At 66.6% G+C, this 17666-nt stretch carries 13 protein-coding genes; 3 read left to right on the top strand and 10 right to left on the bottom strand.

Translation table 11 applies throughout. The annotated features are described in order from the left end of the window. Positions 1–12 precede the first annotated feature (12 nt). From ABD188_RS05785 to ABD188_RS05765, 5 genes are all read right to left on the bottom strand, one after another. Entirely contained in the window at positions 13–681 is a 669-nt protein-coding gene (locus tag ABD188_RS05785; RefSeq protein ID WP_344059409.1) for a bifunctional 4-hydroxy-2-oxoglutarate aldolase/2-dehydro-3-deoxy-phosphogluconate aldolase, read from the bottom strand. Continuing rightward, the gene (manD, locus tag ABD188_RS05780; RefSeq protein WP_344059407.1) at positions 671–1912 is read right to left on the bottom strand and encodes a D-mannonate dehydratase ManD; all 1242 of its coding nucleotides are present in this window, start codon (positions 1910–1912) and stop codon (positions 671–673) included. Before manD ends, ABD188_RS05785 begins: the two co-directional genes overlap by 11 nt. A gap of 79 nt (positions 1913–1991) precedes the next feature. Then, the gene (locus ABD188_RS05775; protein WP_344059405.1) at positions 1992–3389 is read right to left on the bottom strand and encodes an MFS transporter; all 1398 of its coding nucleotides are present in this window, start codon (positions 3387–3389) and stop codon (positions 1992–1994) included. A 53-nt stretch (positions 3390–3442) separates the two neighbouring features. Next, a complete protein-coding gene (locus ABD188_RS05770) occupies positions 3443–4447 on the bottom strand; it encodes an L-idonate 5-dehydrogenase (protein WP_344059403.1) in 1005 nt (334 codons plus the stop codon). A 43-nt stretch (positions 4448–4490) separates the two neighbouring features. Then, positions 4491–6020, bottom strand: coding sequence for a mannitol dehydrogenase family protein (locus tag ABD188_RS05765; protein WP_344059401.1), 1530 nt, complete (start codon positions 6018–6020; stop codon positions 4491–4493). 199 nt (positions 6021–6219) lie between these two features. Here ABD188_RS05765 and ABD188_RS05760 point away from each other — a divergent pair, with 199 nt between their 5' ends. Next, positions 6220–7188 carry a LacI family DNA-binding transcriptional regulator gene (locus ABD188_RS05760; RefSeq protein WP_344059399.1) on the top strand — a complete coding sequence of 323 codons (969 nt, stop codon included), beginning with the start codon at positions 6220–6222 and terminating at the stop codon, positions 7186–7188. A 446-nt stretch (positions 7189–7634) separates the two neighbouring features. Here ABD188_RS05760 and ABD188_RS05755 read toward each other — a convergent pair whose 3' ends face one another. Beyond that, on the bottom strand, positions 7635–8741 hold the full coding sequence (locus ABD188_RS05755; RefSeq protein WP_344059397.1) for a class I SAM-dependent methyltransferase: 1107 nt from the start codon (positions 8739–8741) through the stop codon (positions 7635–7637). 272 nt (positions 8742–9013) lie between these two features. Between ABD188_RS05755 and ABD188_RS05750 the strand changes: the two genes are divergently transcribed. Next, a complete protein-coding gene (locus ABD188_RS05750) occupies positions 9014–9358 on the top strand; it encodes a nuclear transport factor 2 family protein (protein WP_344059395.1) in 345 nt (114 codons plus the stop codon). Between the two features lie 165 nt (positions 9359–9523). Here the strand turns inward: ABD188_RS05750 and ABD188_RS05745 are convergent, their stop codons facing one another. The 4 genes from ABD188_RS05745 to ABD188_RS05730 all read right to left on the bottom strand — a co-directional run bounded on the left by ABD188_RS05745 (position 9524) and on the right by ABD188_RS05730 (position 16709). After that, positions 9524–13477 (bottom strand): DUF7507 domain-containing protein, encoded by a 3954-nt coding sequence (locus ABD188_RS05745; RefSeq protein WP_344059393.1) that lies wholly within the window; start codon positions 13475–13477, stop codon positions 9524–9526. Positions 13478–13782: 305 nt separating this feature from the next. Next, positions 13783–15132, bottom strand: coding sequence for a sensor histidine kinase (locus tag ABD188_RS05740; protein ID WP_344059390.1), 1350 nt, complete (start codon positions 15130–15132; stop codon positions 13783–13785). Next, complete coding sequence (locus ABD188_RS05735) at positions 15129–15809, bottom strand: response regulator transcription factor (RefSeq protein ID WP_344059388.1); 681 nt, start codon at positions 15807–15809, stop codon at positions 15129–15131. The genes ABD188_RS05740 and ABD188_RS05735 overlap by 4 nt, the downstream gene beginning before the upstream one ends. A 66-nt stretch (positions 15810–15875) precedes the next feature. After that, a complete protein-coding gene (locus tag ABD188_RS05730; protein WP_344059386.1) occupies positions 15876–16709 on the bottom strand; it encodes a COG4705 family protein in 834 nt (277 codons plus the stop codon). Between the two features lie 181 nt (positions 16710–16890). Here ABD188_RS05730 and ABD188_RS05725 point away from each other — a divergent pair, with 181 nt between their 5' ends. Continuing rightward, positions 16891–17664 carry an ABC transporter permease gene (locus tag ABD188_RS05725; RefSeq protein ID WP_344059384.1) on the top strand — a complete coding sequence of 258 codons (774 nt, stop codon included), beginning with the start codon at positions 16891–16893 and terminating at the stop codon, positions 17662–17664. Positions 17665–17666 lie beyond the last annotated feature (2 nt).

Below are 17666 nucleotides of genomic sequence, written 5' to 3'. Positions count from 1 at the left end.
CTCGAGGCTCGTTCATGCCTCGCCCCCTGGAGCACAGGCATCGACGAAGGCGGCTGCGCGAGCGCGCAATGCCATGAGGTCGCCACCATGGAACGCATCGCCGAGAAGCGGGCCGCCCACGCTCACGGCCGCGGCGCCCGCGCTCAACCACTTCGCAGCACCTGTCAGGTCCACCCCGCCCGAGGGTATGACTTCGATGCCGGGGAACGGACCACGGAGGTCCTTGACGTAGCCGGCGGTGACCTGGCCCGCAGGGAACACCTTGACGGCGGACGCACCGGCCCGCCACGACGAGTACAGCTCGGTCGGCGTCAGGCCTCCCGGCACGATCGGCACGCCGAGTTCGATGGAGGTCGCCACGAGTCGCGGATCGGTGATCGGCGTCACGATGTACTGAGCGCCAGCCGCGATCGCGGCCCGCAGCTGAGCGTCGTCGGTGACTGTGCCCACCCCGATGTCGGCATCCGAGCCGAAGCGGGCGACGATCTCCGGCAGCCGCTCGATCGTTCCCGGAGTGGTCAGCGTCAGTTCCACACTGCGGATGCCGCTCTCGATGAGCGCTTCGAGCACCCGATCGTAGTCGCGCGCGTCCTGGGCGCGGGCGACGATGATCAGCCGCGCACGAGCCGTCCGCTGGGACAGTGGCAGCCGCGGGGTCGCGGCATCCGCCTCACCAGTCATGGACGGTGCCGTCCTGCAGGCGGTTCACCGGGAGATACGCCTTCGTGTATTCGAATCCGGATGCCGCGGCCTCGTCGAGTTCGACGCCGAGACCGGGCGCGTCGCCAGGATGCAGGAACCCGCGGTCGAAGGTGTACGAGGTCTGGAACACCTCGAGCGTGGTGTCATTGTGCGGCATGTATTCCTGGATCCCGAAGTTGTGGATCGCGAGGTCGAGGTGCAGCGCAGCGGCCATGCCCACGGGAGAGATGTCGGTCGGTCCGTGGATCCCCGACTTGATGCCGTAGATCGCGGCGAAGTCGAGCAGCTTCTTCATCGCGGTGATGCCACCGGTGTGGGTGACTGCGGAGCGGACGTAGTCGATGAGTCGTTCGGTGATGAGCGTCTGGTAGTCCCAGACCGTGTTGAAGATCTCACCGATGGCCAGAGGCGTGGTCGAGTGCTGCCGAACGAGCCGCAACGCGGTCTGGTCCTCGCCGGGCGTGCAGTCCTCGAGCCAGAACAGGTGATAGGGCTCGATGTCTTTGGCGAAACGAGCAGCCTCGATCGGCGACATCCGGTGATGACCGTCGTGGAGGATTCGCAGGCCCGTCCCGAAGTCCTCGCGGATGCTCGCGAAGACGCCCGGCATGTGCGCCAGATACGCGCTCGTGTCCCACGTCTCCTCGATCGGAGCGACGGCAGAGCTGCCGTCGGCCGCGCGGTGCGCCGGCTCGTAGTTGTACTTGCCGCCGGGACTGCTGGCCGAGACACCGTAGATCTGACCGAGGCCGGGCACCCCGGTCTGCACGCGCACGGCGGTGAAGCCGTCGTCGACGTACGCCGCGATCGCGTCCTTGAGAGCGGGATAGTCCGGCCCCGACGCGTGCGCGTAAACGCGGATGCTCTCGCGGCTCGCGCCGCCGAGCAGCTGGTAGAGCGGCATCCCGGCCTTCTTCGCCTTGATGTCCCACAGCGCCATGTCGACCGCGGCGATGGCCGCCATCGTGACCGGACCGCGCCGCCAGTACGGGCCTCGGTACAGGTACTGCCAGGTGTCTTCGATGCGGTCTTCGTCTCGCCCGATGAGGGTCGAGGCGACGTGCTCGGACAGGTAGGCGGCGACCGCCAGCTCGCGTCCGTTCAGGGTGGCGTCACCCCATCCGACGACGCCGTCACTCGTGACGATCTTCAGCGTGACGAAGTTGCGTCCGGGACTTGTGATGTTGACGTCGACGCTCTCGATGCTCATCGATCATCCTCTCCGTGTGTGCGGGGGCGGCCAGGCTGCTGGCCGCCCCCGGAGTGCTGCATGGTGACGGGATGCTGCGCTACATCGCCGGGCGCGGGTCGGTCAGATCGCGACCGGTCCACTCGCGGGCGATGATCGCGGCGATCAGGGCGAGGAGTGTGTACACGCCCAGCAGCACCATGATCGGGATGACGCTGCCTGTCGTGGCGGCGACCCACGCTGCCACGATGACGGGGCCGATGCCCGTCGCGATGATCGCCGCGATCTCGCGGACCATTGCCGTCAGCGTGTAGCGGTTGCGAGCGCCGAAGATCTCGGGGATCGAGATGTTCTCGAGAGAAGCCAGCCCGAGCACCCCGATGTTGTGGATCACGACGTAGCCGACGAAGACCGCTGCGAGCTCCTTCGAGTTGATCGCGAGCATTGTCGGGATGATGAGCACGAGCGCGATGGACGTCATGATGATGTACATGCGGCGACGCCCGAACTTGTCACCGAGGAATCCGACGATCGGAATCGTGGCGAACCCGATCAAGGACGAGATGATGACGACATTCGCGCCGACGCCCTTATCCATCGCGAGCGTGACCGTGATGAACGAGATCAGGTACGTCTGGATCATGCCCGAGTTGCCGGCCTGACCGAAGCGCAGGAAGAACGCGACCACGATGGCCTTGATGGGCTTGCGCTCGAGCGACTGGAGCGTGCGGATGTCGTTGGTCTCGACGGCCTGCTCGACGTACTCCACGTGGGTCATCGCGCGTCCGTCGACCACGTCGGTGCGCTCTTCGAAGACCGGGCTCTCCTTGAGGTTGAGCCGGACCCACACGGCGAACAGCATGATCAGCGCGCTGGCGATGAACGGGATGCGCCATCCCCAGGCGATGACCTCCTCCTGGGTGAGCACGACCAGCAGGATCGCCCAGATGCCAGAAGCGAGGAGCGTGCCGCAGTTCGTGCCCAGCGCCACGAGCGACGCGATGATGCCGCGGCGGTGAGTGGGGGCATACTCCGAGAGCATGACGCCTGCGCCCGAGATCTCGGCACCGGCACCGAAGCCCTGCGCGAGCCGGAGAAGCACCAGCAGGATCGGAGCGAGGACACCGACCGCCTCGTACGTAGGCAGGAAGCCGATGAGGGTCGTCGCGAGGCCCATGAGCAGGATGGTCTGGAACAGCACCTTCTTGCGGCCGATCTTGTCGCCCTTGCGCGAGAAGTAGAACGCGCCGAGCGGACGGGCGAGGTAGCCGACGCCGTACGTCGCCATGGCGAGCACGACGGCGATGGCAGGGTTGCTGCCCGAGAAGAAGATCTCGTTGAAGACGAGCGCGGCTGCCAGCGAGTACAGCTGGAAGTCCATGAACTCGAGCGCGGTGCCGAGCCAGCCCGAGACGGCGGCACGGACGAGGTCCGCGGTGGATCGGATGACGGTGGGCGGCGGTGCGGGCGCGTCCACATCTGGGACATTGGAACTCATGTGAATACTCCTTTGTAGGTGAGTGCTGCTGGGTGGGCGGGGGCTTGCGAGGCTCAGAGGCTGAGCAGGACTTTGGCCGAGGCGGACGAGTCGCGGGCGATGGTGAATGCCTCAACGGCGGAGGCAGCGGGTATGACGTGCGAGATGACGGAGTCCAGCGCATCGGACTCCGCGAGCATCGCGATGGCGTCGTCGATCTCCGTGGAGAATCGGAAGGCGCCGCGAAGGGTGAGTTCCTTCGCGAGCATCGGGGCGAGGTTGACGCCTATGTCGGCGTTCGGGAGCATTCCGACCTGGATCACTGTGCCTGCGCGGCGCGCGGCACGCACCGCCTGGGTCAGTGAAACTCCGACGCCGGAGCACTCGAACACGACGTCGTAGGATTCATCGGCGATCGTGTCCTGCCCGACGAGGTAGGACTCCGTGACGCCCACCCCCGCGGCCCGGGTGAGGGGCTCGGGGCGCAGGTCGCTGGCGCCGATGGTGGCGGCTCGGGCCCTGCGCGCGGCGGCGATCACCAGAAGGCCGATAGGTCCCGCCCCGATGACGAGGACGCGCTTGCCGTCGAGGCCGCCGGCCAGACCCACCGCGTGCAACGCGACGGCGAGAGGTTCGGCGAGCGACGCGCGCTCGAGCGGGAGTACATCGGGAAGGACCCGGATCATGCCTTCTTCGACGATCAGCAGCTCGGCCGCGCCGCCCTGACGATGCGGGTCGGCCGCCGCGCTGCCGAGGTAATCGCCTCCGGGCAGAAGATGCGGCCGGTTCTCGAGGCCTTGGACCGGAGCGCCGTAGCGCGCCGGGTGAACAGTCACCTGCGTGCCAGCCGTCAGTCGGCCCGACGGATCGAGGTCGACGACTGCCGAAAGCTCGTGGCCAGGAGTGAGCGGTTCGCGGATGGTGTATTCGCCGTTGGCGCCGTGGAAGTAGTAATGCAGGTCCGATCCGCAGATCCCGACGTACTTCACACGCAGCCGAACCTCGCCATCGCCGGGCTCGGGCACGGGCCGGTCCTCCCAGCGGATGTCTTCCTTGCCGTGGATGGCGAGCGTCTTCATTGCTGCTCCTTGTCGCGTGCGATCGGGGGTCAGATGTGGATGGTCAGGGTGCCGGTGGCGCGGTCAGCGATCCGCTGGCGGGAGTTGGTGCGACGGAGGCATCCAGCGCATCCGTGATGGCTGCCCCGATCCCGTGACGGACGATGATGTCGACGAGCTCGCCGACCCGGGCGGTGAAGGATGAACGGGTCGACAGGTCCTGGCCGAACAGTTGCAGGTCGCCGATCACGCGATGGGCGAGGTCGGCGCCGTCGCGGGAGGTGGTCGCGAGTTCACCCAAGCGTCCGCGCGCGGTGTCGGTCATGGCTTCCGCGAACGGCCCTGGAAGGAAGCCGGGGAGCGGCGCAATCGAGCAGAGGTAGCCGGCGACGGTGAGGGCGATCATGTGGGGCATCTCGCCGTTGTCGAGCGCGTGGGCGACGGGTTCCGGGATCCGCTGCCGAAGCTTCACCGACCCGTCCGTGCCGACCTGCGACGTGCGGTGACCGAGCGCTGTGTTCCCGAAGCGGTCGAACAGCTGCGCCTCGTACTCGCGGACATCCAGTCCGGACGGCACCTCGACCGAGGGCTCGTACTCGCGCCGGAGCACGGCACGCGCGGACTGCTCGATATGGCTGAGCCCGATGGCTTCCGGGATGGTCGCGACCCCGCTGAGCGCGCCGAGATAGGCGATCAGCGAGTGCGTGCCGTTGAGCAGACGCACCTTGAGCTGCTCGTACCGATCCACCTCGTCGGTGAAGATCGCGCCACCGGCCTCCCACTGGGGCCTCCCTGCGGCGAACCGATCCTCGATCGCCCACATCGTGAACGGCTCGGCGGGCACCGGCACCTCGTCCCACACTCCGAGTGCGCAGAAGACGCGCTCACGGAGGCCTGCGTCCGTGGACGGCACGATGCGGTCGACCATGCTGGAGGGGAACGCCACGGATTGATCCAGGTATGCGAGCGCCTCGGTGCCCTCGGCACCGGGCAGCAGCGCGAGGAACTCGCGAACGAGCCGCTCGGTGTGCGCTCCGTTCGCGGAGAGGTTGTCGCAGCTCAGGATGGTGATGGGCGCTCCACTGCTTGCGCGAAGCTGCAGCCCGCGGGCGAGCTGCCCGATGGTGGTGCGAGGGGCGCCGCCCTGGAGATCCGCGATGACGAGCGGGTCGGAGGTGTTGAGGTGACCGGTGGCAGGCGAGTAGCTGTAGCCGTTCTCGGTCACCGTGATCGTCACGATCCGGATGCTGGGGTTCGCGAGAGTCGTGATGACACGGCCTGGCTCCTCCCCGCCGACGAAGACATCGGTGTGAACGGCCGGCACGCTCAGCGACAATCCGCGCGGCGAGATCTCGGCGACGGTGTAGAGCTGATCCTGCGATCGCATCGCGTCCACGACGTCGCGGGAGCGGGATGCGACGCCCACGATCCCCCAGTCGCCACCGGCATCCGCCAGTGCTGCCGCTGTGTAGACCGCCTGGTGTGCGCGATGGAAGTTGCCGAGCCCCAGGTGCAGAATGCCCGCCGAAGTCGGACTCGTCGCAACCGCGAGGCCACCGTGCGCACCGCGCCGGAGCAGCTCGAGGGCCGTCATCGCGTCACCCCGGCATCCGTACCGCGGTCGGCGTCGACGCGTACTGCTGAGCGCGGCGGGGCCGAAACGGACGTCGAGTCAGCGGTGACGATTGGCATGAAAATAGGATTGCAAGAGTTGTACAAGCTTGTCAAGTCCTTTTCAGAGGAATAGCATGAAGCACAATGGATGAGGGACCACGTGGGGAGGGACCTGCCCGATGAGCGCCACACTGACCGACGTCGCTCGGCGCGCAGGCGTGTCGCTCGCCACGGCCTCGCGCGCATTCGGCGATCCTTCGCGCCTAGCCACGGCGACCCGCGAGAAGGTCATCCGGGCGGCTCTCGATCTGGAGTATGCGGCCCCGCAGGCAGCGCAGGCGACCAGGACGCTCGGCGTGGTGGTTCCGGATGTCTCGAATCCGGTGTACGGCGCACTGATCCGGTCGATCAATGCCCAGGCCTGGCATGGGCGCCATCGTGTGATGCTCTTCAATACGGATGAGAACCCTCATCGGGAACGGGAACAGATCGAGGAGGGCGGTCAGCTCGACGGGCTCCTCCTGTGCTCCCCTCGCCTGACCGAGGACGAGATCATCAATCACGCCGGCGATCGTCCGCTCGTCGTGGTCAATCGAGAGATCTCGGGTGCGCCTTCCGTGATGATGGACACTGATCACGGTTTGCGGCAGACGGTTGAGCATCTCGGCGCGCTCGGACACCATCACATCGCCTATGCGGCGGGCCCTCTGCACTCTTGGGCGGATGGGCGCCGTGCCGACACGATCACGGCTCTCAGCGAGGAATTCGGGCTCGAACTGACTCGGCTCACCCACCACGCGGCGTCCATTCTCGGCGGCCGAGCGGCCGCGGCGACTGCGATGGCGAGCAAGGCCACCGCCGTGATCGCCTACAACGACCTCGTCGCCCTCGGCGTGCAGGCCGGAATCGCAGATCTCGGACTGCGCTGTCCAGACGACATCAGCATCGTCGGCATCGACGACATCGAAATCGGTGCGGCAGTCCAGCCCCCGCTCACGACAGTCCACCTCGCGATCGAGCGAGCGGGCGCCCTCGCGGTCGACCTGCTTCTGGAGAAGATCGCGGGATCGAGCGAACCGACCACGTATCGACTGGACTCGCAGCTCATCGTCCGGGGTTCGACGGGTCGACCGAAGTCTCGCGCCTGAAGGGTCGGGGCGGCGCAGCGCGGCTGCTTGTCCAGTGCCCATGAGACTCCAAACCCGCAGTAACGCGACGCAGCGACCGGGTACCGGGGTCTGGGGCAGCTTCAACCTCAAGCTACGCCCAGAACGAGGGTTCGGCGCGCGCATCGGGTGAAGAGCGCTTCGGGATGGGAGCAACCCAGACTCTCCGTAACGAGTGTCCAATCGGTCGTGTTCGGCCGACGTCCGCCGGAGTGGACAGGGTCCCGCAGCCAATCCTCAATCTGCTGATTCCCGGATGAGGTCCTGCCACACCTTCGCGTCTGACGTCAGCTTGGACGTCCTCGAGCTGCCTCGGAAGCGATCACGAATCTGTCAGGCTCGCAAGCTTGGCCACCAGACAGCGATCAGGGCCGCAATGATCGCCGCCACATCAGGTTGCGACTTGATACTCGGGCTGGAATCGCGCCTCACCCCTCCAGGAGGTAGAACCGGAAGGCGGCGAACCCGTCGATCGGCAGGATGCTGACTGCCGAGAAGCCTGCTTCCTGTGCGTAGCGTTCGAGGGTCGCGTGTCGCATGACGGTGCCGGTGGCGACGGAGCCCGGCGTTGACATCGAGTCAGGGAGGCAGATCAGCAGGCTGTATCCGTACATCGCCCGCTCGGTGTCGTCGCCGGGGGGCGAGAACGTCTCGGCGACGGCTTCGTCCATCACCACGACGACACCGTCGGATCGGACCGCGCGCCTGATCGAGGAGAGCACGGCGACGGGGTCCGGCATGTCGTGCAGTGCTTCGAAGACGAATGCGGCGTCGTAGCGGTCTTCGCCCTCGTCGGCGAGCTGCTCTCCTCGGAGCTCGGAGAATGTCACATTCTCGAGCCCTGCGGCATGCTCGTGTGCCGCCTCGATGGCGGGCGCATCGATGTCGAACCCGTCGACGATCGCATCCGGGTACGCCCGGGCAAGACCGATCGTCGACCACCCGTGCCCACACGCGACATCGGCGATCCCGGCATCAGGTCGCGACAGCACCTCGTGCACCCGCGGGACGGATGCGAGCGCTTTCGCAAGCACATTCTCGAACCACGGACGATTGATATCGCCCTGAGCATCGCGCACGGCAGCGCCGAACGCCGCCCACGGAACGCCTCGACCCGACCGGTAGGCGTCCGTGAGGTCGGGCATGCGCAGCGCGACCGCGGCGAACATGTCCGCCAGCGGCGCGGAATACCCGAGAGATGCGCGGTCGGTGAGTACCTCGGCCTGCGCGGGGGGCAGACGGAACCTCAGGTCGTCGCCCTTGCCGTCGCCGTCGCCGTCGCCGTCGAGGATGCCGGCAGTCGCCTGCTGCTCGAGCCATTCGCGCGCGTACCGCCGATCGATGCCGGTCCGCGCGGCGAGCTCAGCCGCCGTGGCCGGCGCATCCCGGAGCGCCGCGTAGAGCCCCAGGCTGGAACCGATATGGATGGATAGCGTCTCCATCCCACCGAGGAACCTGTCGAACACCCACCCCGCGAAATCTTCGACCGCCTGCTCATCGGCATTCTCGCCGTCGCGATCCACCGTGTCGTCCATCGCGCCCCTCCCCGTCGATATGACGGCATCACGAGCGACATGCTAGAACTCGCACCCGCCATCCACCAGGCTCTCCGTGCCCACGCACGGTCGGCTCGCGGGCGGGATCCGGGATGCGCGTCCCGCACGGTGTGCTGGGGCGCGACCGCGACCGGCGTGGAAAACGGAAGTGGTCTGGCGCTCATGGCATGCGTACGGGACCCTGGGGTGTCCGCGCGTCCGGGCCCCCACGAGTCCACGGAAGCGCGCTGTCATCCGTGGAGGTGTGTGCAATGACCGTCGTCGATTCGCAACGGGCCATGGACCGGTACTTCAACCTGATGCGTCAGGGGATCGACTTCGACGCGTGTTACCAGGAGGATGTCACCTGGCTTGTCGCAGACACCGGCGACGTGATCCAGGGCGCCCACGCCGTGAGGGACTATGTGGTCGCCCTTCATGCGTCGTTGACGGATCTGCGCAGTACAAAGCTCGTCGTCGGAGAGGACTCGGCTTACCTGGAGGGTGATTGCGCAGCGCAAGCGCCGGGAACAGTCGGCCGCGACCACTACTGCGTCGCATACGACGTTCAGGACGACCTGATCGTCGCGATCCGTTGCTACGGCATCGGCGGCTGATCAGACCCACATCCGAAAACCGAACGAAACGGAACAAATGGAATGGGCCGTGACGGTGGGATGTGCACCCGAGTCTGCAGACGTCACCTCGCCGGCACGTGATCTCCTCACTTGTCACGCCGTTGTTCACATCCCGGCGGGTGCGACCAGGCGGACGGCAGCCGGCTAGCCGAGCTGTCGGGCAGCCCGGCGTGCCGCGATGACGGCGAACGCGCCGACCGCGATGAGAAGAGGCCCCAGCGCGAGCAGCGGCCACATGAGCTGTCCCCCCGTCGGCGGCAGTGGCGGCACCACGGTGACGGTGGCGACATCCTGATCGGTCGGGTCACACGTGGTGATCGCGAGCGCGATGACCTGCCCGTCGTCCTCGGGCTCGGCCACGTCTTCGCACAGTCGCTCACCGACAGGGTCGGTCGGAGTTCCCTCGACGACGACCGTGTTGGTGGTGGTCTCGCCAACCGTGGTTGTGCACTCGAACCGCCAGACCTCGTCTGCGGAGTCTTCGAAGATGCTCAGCGGGGTATCGAGCAGACCGTCCCCATCATCATCGCCGCTGCGATACTGCACGGGGGCGCAGGTGTCGTCGGTGATCCGGTCAGCGACATCGGCCAGCGGCACATCGCCGGTGTTGCGGACCTCATAGCTGTAGACCACCTCACCGCCCGCAACCGTCTGAGTAGGGTTGGCGGTCTTCAGCACTTCGATCGCCGGGTTGAAGGTCTGGACGAATTCGACGTCGGACGCGGAAACGGGCAGCTGCAGTCCCAGAGTGGTGCCGCCAATCCCCTCCACCACCGCGAGGTTCGTGGTCGGCGCGCTGATCACCGTTGCGCACTCGTACGTCCACACCTCCGCGGGATCGCGATCGAGCAGTCCGTCCCCGGTGTCATCACCGCCGACGAAGGTGGGTGCCGAGCACGATGGGGCCGCCGGGTTCGCCACGTCGGTGAGGATGACATCGGCGAGCACATCATCCGCCGCCACGGGGCTGCGGCCGACATTCGTGACCTCAAAGGTGTAATTCACGCCGCTACCTGTGAGCACGAGGTTGTCGCTGACCGTCTTGACGAGGTTGATGGCCGGGTCGAGGACCGCGACCTCGGCGCTGGCCTCGGCTTGGTAACTGTTGCCGAGGGTGTCGACGCCGACCACGGACGCGGTGTTGACGTCAGTGGTGTCCGGCGCGGCTGGGAGGCCGATCACCCGGGTGCATGTGTAGGTCCATGTCTCGGGATCGGCGGTGTTCGCCCCATCCAGAATGCCGTTCCCCGGTGACGGATGCCCGGGTGCCTGGTCGCCGTCGATGATGCCATCCCCGTTCTCGTCGACGGGCTCCAGGGCGCATTTGTCGTCGATCGGACCGATCACATCGAGGCCGACGTCGCCGGTGTTGCTGACGGCCACGGTGTACGTGACGGCCCCGTCCGTCTGGACGACGGCGGCGGATGCTGTCTTGGTGATCGCGATGGCGGGTTGAACCACCAGCACCTGCGCGGTGTCGGTCGCGGTCTGCGTGGGCCCGGTGCTCGCCGGGTCATCCGGCAGGAAGGGCACCCCTGTCACCGTCGCTGTGTTGATCACGAGTCCCGATTCCGCCCCCAGCGGTGGAGGTGTGCCCTGCTCGCGCTGGAGCTGGGCGGTCTCGCAGAAATACGACCAGACCTCGTCGACGTCCAGTATGTCGTCTATGTCGAAATCGCCGTCGACGAATTCGACGGACTCGCAATGATCATCGGTCGGAGCCACGTCCCGCAGTGGCACGGTGCCGGAGTTCGACACCTCATAGAGGTACTGGGCAGGGCGCGGATCCGGGAAGTCCGGTCCGTCGAACGGGGTGGCGTCCGAATCGAGGACGGTCGGGATGAGGGCGGTCTTCACGATCTCGATGCCAGGCCGCACGACATCGACGAATGCGACGTCAACGCGAGTCAGGGGGCCGCCGACCGGGACGCCGGCTGCGACCGGCTGCGCGACGATCGTCGCCAGATTGAGCGTCGGGACGGCTATCGCGGTCTGGCACGTGAACTGCCAGGTCTCTCCAACGCTGAGGAGGGTGTCTGCGTTGACGTCGCCGACGTTGAAACCCGCCGTCACGACCTGCTGGACAGGGGCGCAGCGGTTGTCGGCGACCCAGCCGGCGCTCCCGGTGTCGTTCCGCAGATCCGCAGTGCCGCTGTTCGTCGCCGCGTAGGTGTATGGGACGGTCGTGCCCGGGAAGACCACGGACTGATCGACCCCCTTGGTCAGGACGAGGTCGGGAGTGATCGTGTTCACCTCGGCGATGTCGGTATCGGTGACCGGCGGATTCAGGCCGGTGAAGGGAACGCCAGTCGTCGGGTCGATGGGGATGCCGCTGACAGTCGCCGTGTTCACCACCGACGTGGTCGGGGCGGCCGTGCAGGTGTAGTTCCATGTCTCACCGACCGCGAGCACCAGGTTGCCGTCCGGAGGTGGTGTGAGGACGGGGCTCTGGCATGGGGGTGTGTCGTCGGTCAGGGTCAGCGACTGCAGGGGTGTGCTGCCCGTGTTGACGACCTGGTAGGTGTAGGTGACCGTGGTTCCCGCCGCCACCGTGACGGACTCCTCTCCGTTCACGAGCTTGGTGAGTTGGATGCGCGGCACGAACGCATCGACATCGTCAGTCGCGGCGTCCGTCACGGTTGCGCCGGCGGGATCTGTGCCGTGCACCGTCGCGATGTTCTCCACGTTCACGGGGCCGATGTTGCCCGCCGACGCCCGTGCGGCGCGGTCGCAGACGAACTGCCAGCTCTCCGTCGTCTCCAAACGCGCATTGCCGTTGAGGTCGCCGACGTTGAACAAACCGTTGAGCACGGGCTGCACCGGTGCGCACTTGTCATCGGTCAGCGTGACGTTGCCCAGCGGCGTGTTGCCCGGGTTCGTGACCACGTACGACGATCGCACGACGGCCGGCGGGGTCAGGTCCGCACGGACACTGGCGGGCGAGTTGACTTTCGTTATCGCGATGTCCGGCGCATAGTCGAACGAGTTGTAGACGGAGCACGTTCCGATCTCATTGCCGACGCCCGTCAGGTTGAACGACGCCGTGGTCCCGCCGTCCGTCAGTTCGCCGGTGACCACTCTGGTTTCGCCTGCGGAGTTGCGGAACTCGCACCGGAAGTCGTTGGCGTCTCCCGGTCTGCCGGGGCTGAATCCGGAGACCAGATCTTCCACGACGAGCGCATCGGATGTCGCGTCCTCAGCGGTGGGCTCCCATTGGAATTGCGCGAAGCCGTTCGTGCTGGTGGTCACGGTCGTGGAGGGCGGCGTCGCACCAGCCGGCAGAACCCAGTCGAACCCGCCCTCGACCGTCGGGGTGACCGTCATGTCCCAGCCGGAGGCCGGCTGGTAGGACGCGTCGGTCGCCGACTGGGCGAACTTGCGGATCGTGAGCGAGGGAGAGCACAGATCGAGCACGAGTGCCCGGACGGCCTCAGCGAGGTCATCGAAATCGGCAATCAGTGCCACATCCGTCGTCTCGACATCGAACTCGTCGATCGTGTCAGCGACATCGGGCCCGGAGATCTGGATGAGGCGGTCAACGCTTGCTTGGTTCTGAAGCGCCGCACCGACGCCCAGGGCCAGCACACGGCCGCCCGCGGTCTTCACCTGGTTGGCGCGTTCGACGGCCCGGTCCAGGGTGAGCCGCGCGACGGTGCTGTTCTTGTCCGTGCCGACCCCCACATCGGGTGGAGGCCCTGGACTGAACGGGTCACCCGGGCGATTGAAGTCGTACGCGGTCGGGTCCCCATCGGTGATGTAGACCACGAGATCCCCCGGGCCGCCCGGAGCGGTCGCGACGTCCCGAAGCGACTGATCCCAGTTTGTGTACTGGTTGCTGGAATTGGAGCTCTGCCAGCTCCCTGCGCTCGAGGCACTCCCGTTGTTGTAGCGCTTGATCTCGACGTCGGAAGGACGAGGAGGGATGGGGTTGTAGTACCCGTTGATCGCCTCCCGGAAGAGACCACCGTTCTGCATGCTGGCGGCATCCACGATCTCCCTCGGCGCGAGCTCTTCCGAGAGGCTCGCGAACTGGGTGACCCGAGCCGTCGACCCGGTGTCCTGGAATGCTTCGAGAAAGGCCTCCGCAGCGGCGCGCACCGCTCCCACCGCGTTCGACGACTGAACGGACCCACTCGCGTCGAGGACAAGTGTGACTCCGAGCCCGCACTGTGCAGGGATTGAAGGGTTTGGGGAGCGGGTCGACCGCCGACGCGGGTGCCGCGGTAACGGCTACCAGCGCGGCGGCAGTAAGAAGTGTGGCGACCGCACCGGCCATCACACGTCGGACCCACCCTCGCGGTCGCTCCACGAGGCCACTCTGCCAGTTGAAGTGCACTCGCGCGACACCTGTCACACCCAGCCGCGGCGACAGGGTCAGTTGATAGAGCCTGCCAGCTGTGCTGTCAGGCTGGATCAGAGCTGACGTCCGGGAGAGTCACATCAACGCGGAGCCCGACGCCGGGCTGATTGTGGAGGGCGGCCGTGCCTCCGGAGAGGGCCGCGATGCCCGCCACGATCGATAGTCCGAGCCCTGTACCGCCTCGGGTGCGCGCTTTGCTTTCTCGGGAGAAGCGATCGAAGGCATGAGGAACGTAGGCCGGGTCCATCCCGCCGCCGTCGTCGCTCACCGTGAGCCGGAGGGCGTCACCCACTTTCACGAGGCGCATCTCGATGCTGCCAGCGTCGCCGACCGCTTCCAGGGCGTTTCCGACCAGGTTGTCGCACACGCGTCCGAAGTCAGACTCACTCACATTGACGATGGCGTCGCCGCCGACATCGGCTGAGTAGTCGATGCGGATGTCGCGGGCCGCCGCTCGTTGGCGCCCACGGTCAGCGGCATCCGCGAGTTCACGCGCCAAGTCGGCGGCCGATGATCTGCCCGGCTCAGCTTGGGACTCGATACGAGACAACTCGAGCATGGACGTCGCCAGCGACGAGAGGCGGGACAGCGTCTTCTGCGCGGCGGCGACATCCGCCTTCATGTCGGGGAGATTCTCGGCCTGACGCTGGGCAAGCTCGAGGCGAGTCTGGATGATGGCGAGGGGTGTCCGGAATTCATGGCTAGCGTCCGAGACGATCTGTCGTTCGCGTTCCGCTGACGCGCGCAGATCGCCGATCAGCTCGTTGAGGGTCGCGGCGAGTTCGGCGATCTCGTCTTCGGCCGGTCCGACTGGCAGGAGGTCCGTACCGGGGCTGGTGACCAACTCCTCGGCACTCCGTCGAAGGCGGGTCACGGGGGCGAGCGCCGCCGATCCGATGAGCCATGCAGCCGCACCGAATGCGACGTTGATCACCGTGAGGCTGCCGATGAGGAGCAGCGCAACGGCCCGCAGGACCTCCTCGTCGTTGTCGCTCGCGGTGATCACCTGCCACGCGCCATCGGTGGTGGACACCGATGCCGACCGGACCAGATAGTCATCGCCGAGCGTTCGCACACTGTCGGAACGCTCCGCGATCGTCGCAACCTGATCGGCAAGCGCGTCGGGAAGGGTGTTGAGGACCACCGCCCCCGAGGGATCTACGACGGCCACGAATTGACCCGGTCCGGGGAGGTCCATCTCATGCGTGTCACCGCCATTGATCGCCGTGACATATGGGCCCTCGATCCCCACGAGGAGACGCTGCTGACCTTCGCTGACGATGCGCTCGACCTGCGTGAAGATCACGATCCCCACGACGACTGAGATCATGATCGCGATCAGCAGGCTGCCCCACGTGATGCGGGCGCGGATCGACAGCCGTGAGAGGTTCACGAGACGTCGGAGATCAGCTCGTAGCCGACGCCTCGCGTCGTGGCGATCCGGACGGGCGCGCCCACCGCCTCGAGCTTCCGGCGGACGTAGCTGACGTACTGGTCCACGATGTTGGCATCGATGTAGCTCGCGGATCCCCAGATCGAGTCGAGGATCTCTGAGCGCGGCATCACCTGACCGGTGTTGATCGCCAGCAGCCTGAGCAGGTCGAACTCCGTGCGACTGAGCCGGAGCTCTCTGCCACCCGCGGAGATCTCATGCCGGAGCATGTCGATCTGCAAACCGCCGATGTCGAGCCGGGAGGCACCGATCGCATCTCGTCGACGGAGAGCCCGCAGTCGGGCGGCGAGTTCGGCGAATTCGAACGGTTTCGTCAGATAGTCATCGGCACCGGCGTCCAGCCCTGCGACGCGGTCATCGACGGCGTCACGGGCGGTGAGCAGGATGATCGCCAGACCGTCGTTCTGGCGCCGCAGCCACCGGCAGACCTCGATTCCCGTCATCCCGGGCAGCATGACATCGAGAACTGCGATGTCGTAGTTGCCGTCCTTCGCGCGGGTCAGCGCATCGATGCCGTTGTCGGCGACATCCACGCTGTAGCCCTCGGCGCGAAGTCCGCGGGCGAGCAGGTCGGCCATCTCGGGCTCGTCCTCGACGGTCAGAATGCGCAGCGACATGGGTCCGACCTCCTTGCCTGCTGTGATCCTACGGTGACGCGCAAGGAGGGCTGACCGTGAACGGGTCTACGCCGGGACCTCCGCCCACGCTGCGGCGGCTGGCGTTCCGCCGAATTCAGCCACGGCAGAGACACGCTGGCGACGGACCTTCATTCCGAGGAAGATCGCGATCCCCACGATGAGGACTAGGAAGACAACGCTTGTCACCGTGGTGCCCAGGCCCAATCCGCCGTCTGCCGGCTCCTGCGAGAGCAGGTCGCCGATCGAGGCGCCGAGCGGGCGGGTGAGAATGTAGGCGGCCCAGAAGCAGAACACCACGTTGGCCTTGAAGGCGAAGCGCGCGATCACCACTACCGCAATGAGGGCTGAGAACAAGATGGTGCCGATCAGGTATCCGAGCCCGAGACCCTCCGAGATGAGGTCCCCTGCGGCGGTGCCGAGCGCGAAGGTGAAGAGGATCGCCACCCAGTAGAACGCCTCGCGGCGACGGGTGAAGATGGTGTGGATCGAGAGGGTGCGCTCGCGAGAGAACCAGATGCCGAAGGTGATGGCCAGGACTGCGCTGAAGATCAACGTGCTGACCCAGAGTTCCACACCGAGCACGTCCGTCAGGTTGTCGGTGAGCAGCGTGCCGACGATGCTGATCAGCACCACGACTGTCCAGTAGATCCCGGACTTATACCGCTTCGTTGCGAACTGCGCGGCCAGGGCGATCGCCAGCAGCGCACCCATGATCCAGGTCGTCACCGTGAGGCCGAGGCCGACATCCACGTTGAGGTAGTCGGCGAACGTCTCTCCGGTGGTGGTCGACAGGATCTTTATGACCCAGAAGGCGAGGGTCACCTCTGGGACGCGGTTGAAGAGAATGGTTCGGATGTGCTCCGGCATGGTGTTGGTCATGCCGTCACCTTTCCGACGGCGGCTTGGCGTTTCCCCTGGCTGGAGCGGCGCGGCGTGAGCGTTCTCTCAGGAATCCTGCTTCGATGCGATTCCTGAAAGTGTTCTCAGCCGTGGGACTCAGCGGCCTGCGCCGGCACGGTCCGGGCGGCCGCGCATCGAGGCGGTGACTAGGGTCGGCTCCATGGATGCTCTGCCGCCCTGGCTTTCGACCGTGTTGGCCGTTGTCGTCCTCGCCGCGGTCGCGACAGTCGCTTTGATTGCGATGCGGGTGCCCGCCCCGTGGGCCGGAGTGTGGGCGCTGGCCCGCGCGGTGCTCCAGCTGTCATTGCTGAGCCTGGTCCTCGCCGGCATCATCGACAGCCCGCTCCTCGTCGGGCTGGGGTTGATGGTCATGCTCATCGCCGCGGTCTGGACCGCGGCGCGCCGCTCGCGCATCCCGTGGCGCGGCGTACCGCTGTTGGCGCTGGCGATGCTGCTCGGGCCGCTGACGGTGATGACCGTCGCTTTCGCCACCGGTGCGCTCGAGCTCACCCCGCGATATGCCCTGGCGATCGGCGGCATCATCATCGGCAACACCATGACAGTCGCCATCCTCACTGAACGTCTCTACCGGGGTGCGGTCCACGATCATTGGGATGAGGTTGAAGGGTGGCTCGCACTGGGGGCCTCCAGATGGGAGTCCACCCGAGGCCTTGCTCGCGGTGCGATTCGCACCGCGATGCTCCCCTCGATCGACCAGACCCGGACGACCGGGATCGTGGTCCTTCCCGGAGCGTTCGTGGGGGCGATCTTCGCCGGAGCCTCCCCCTTCGAAGCCGGGCGGTTCCAGCTCGTGGTGCTCGCCGGAATCCTCGCGGCCGGCGCGCTCACCGCAACAACTTTGCTCCGGATGCCGGGAGGAATCGCTCAGCGACCTTCCGACATCAACGTCTTGGTCCGCGCAGCGAAGTCCTGAGT

The sequence above is a fragment of the Microbacterium pumilum genome, from assembly GCF_039530225.1.
Taxonomy (GTDB): Bacteria; Actinomycetota; Actinomycetes; order Actinomycetales; family Microbacteriaceae; genus Microbacterium; species Microbacterium pumilum.
The sequence above is the reverse complement of the archived record's forward strand: the minus strand, read 5'-3'. Positions and strand labels throughout refer to the sequence as shown.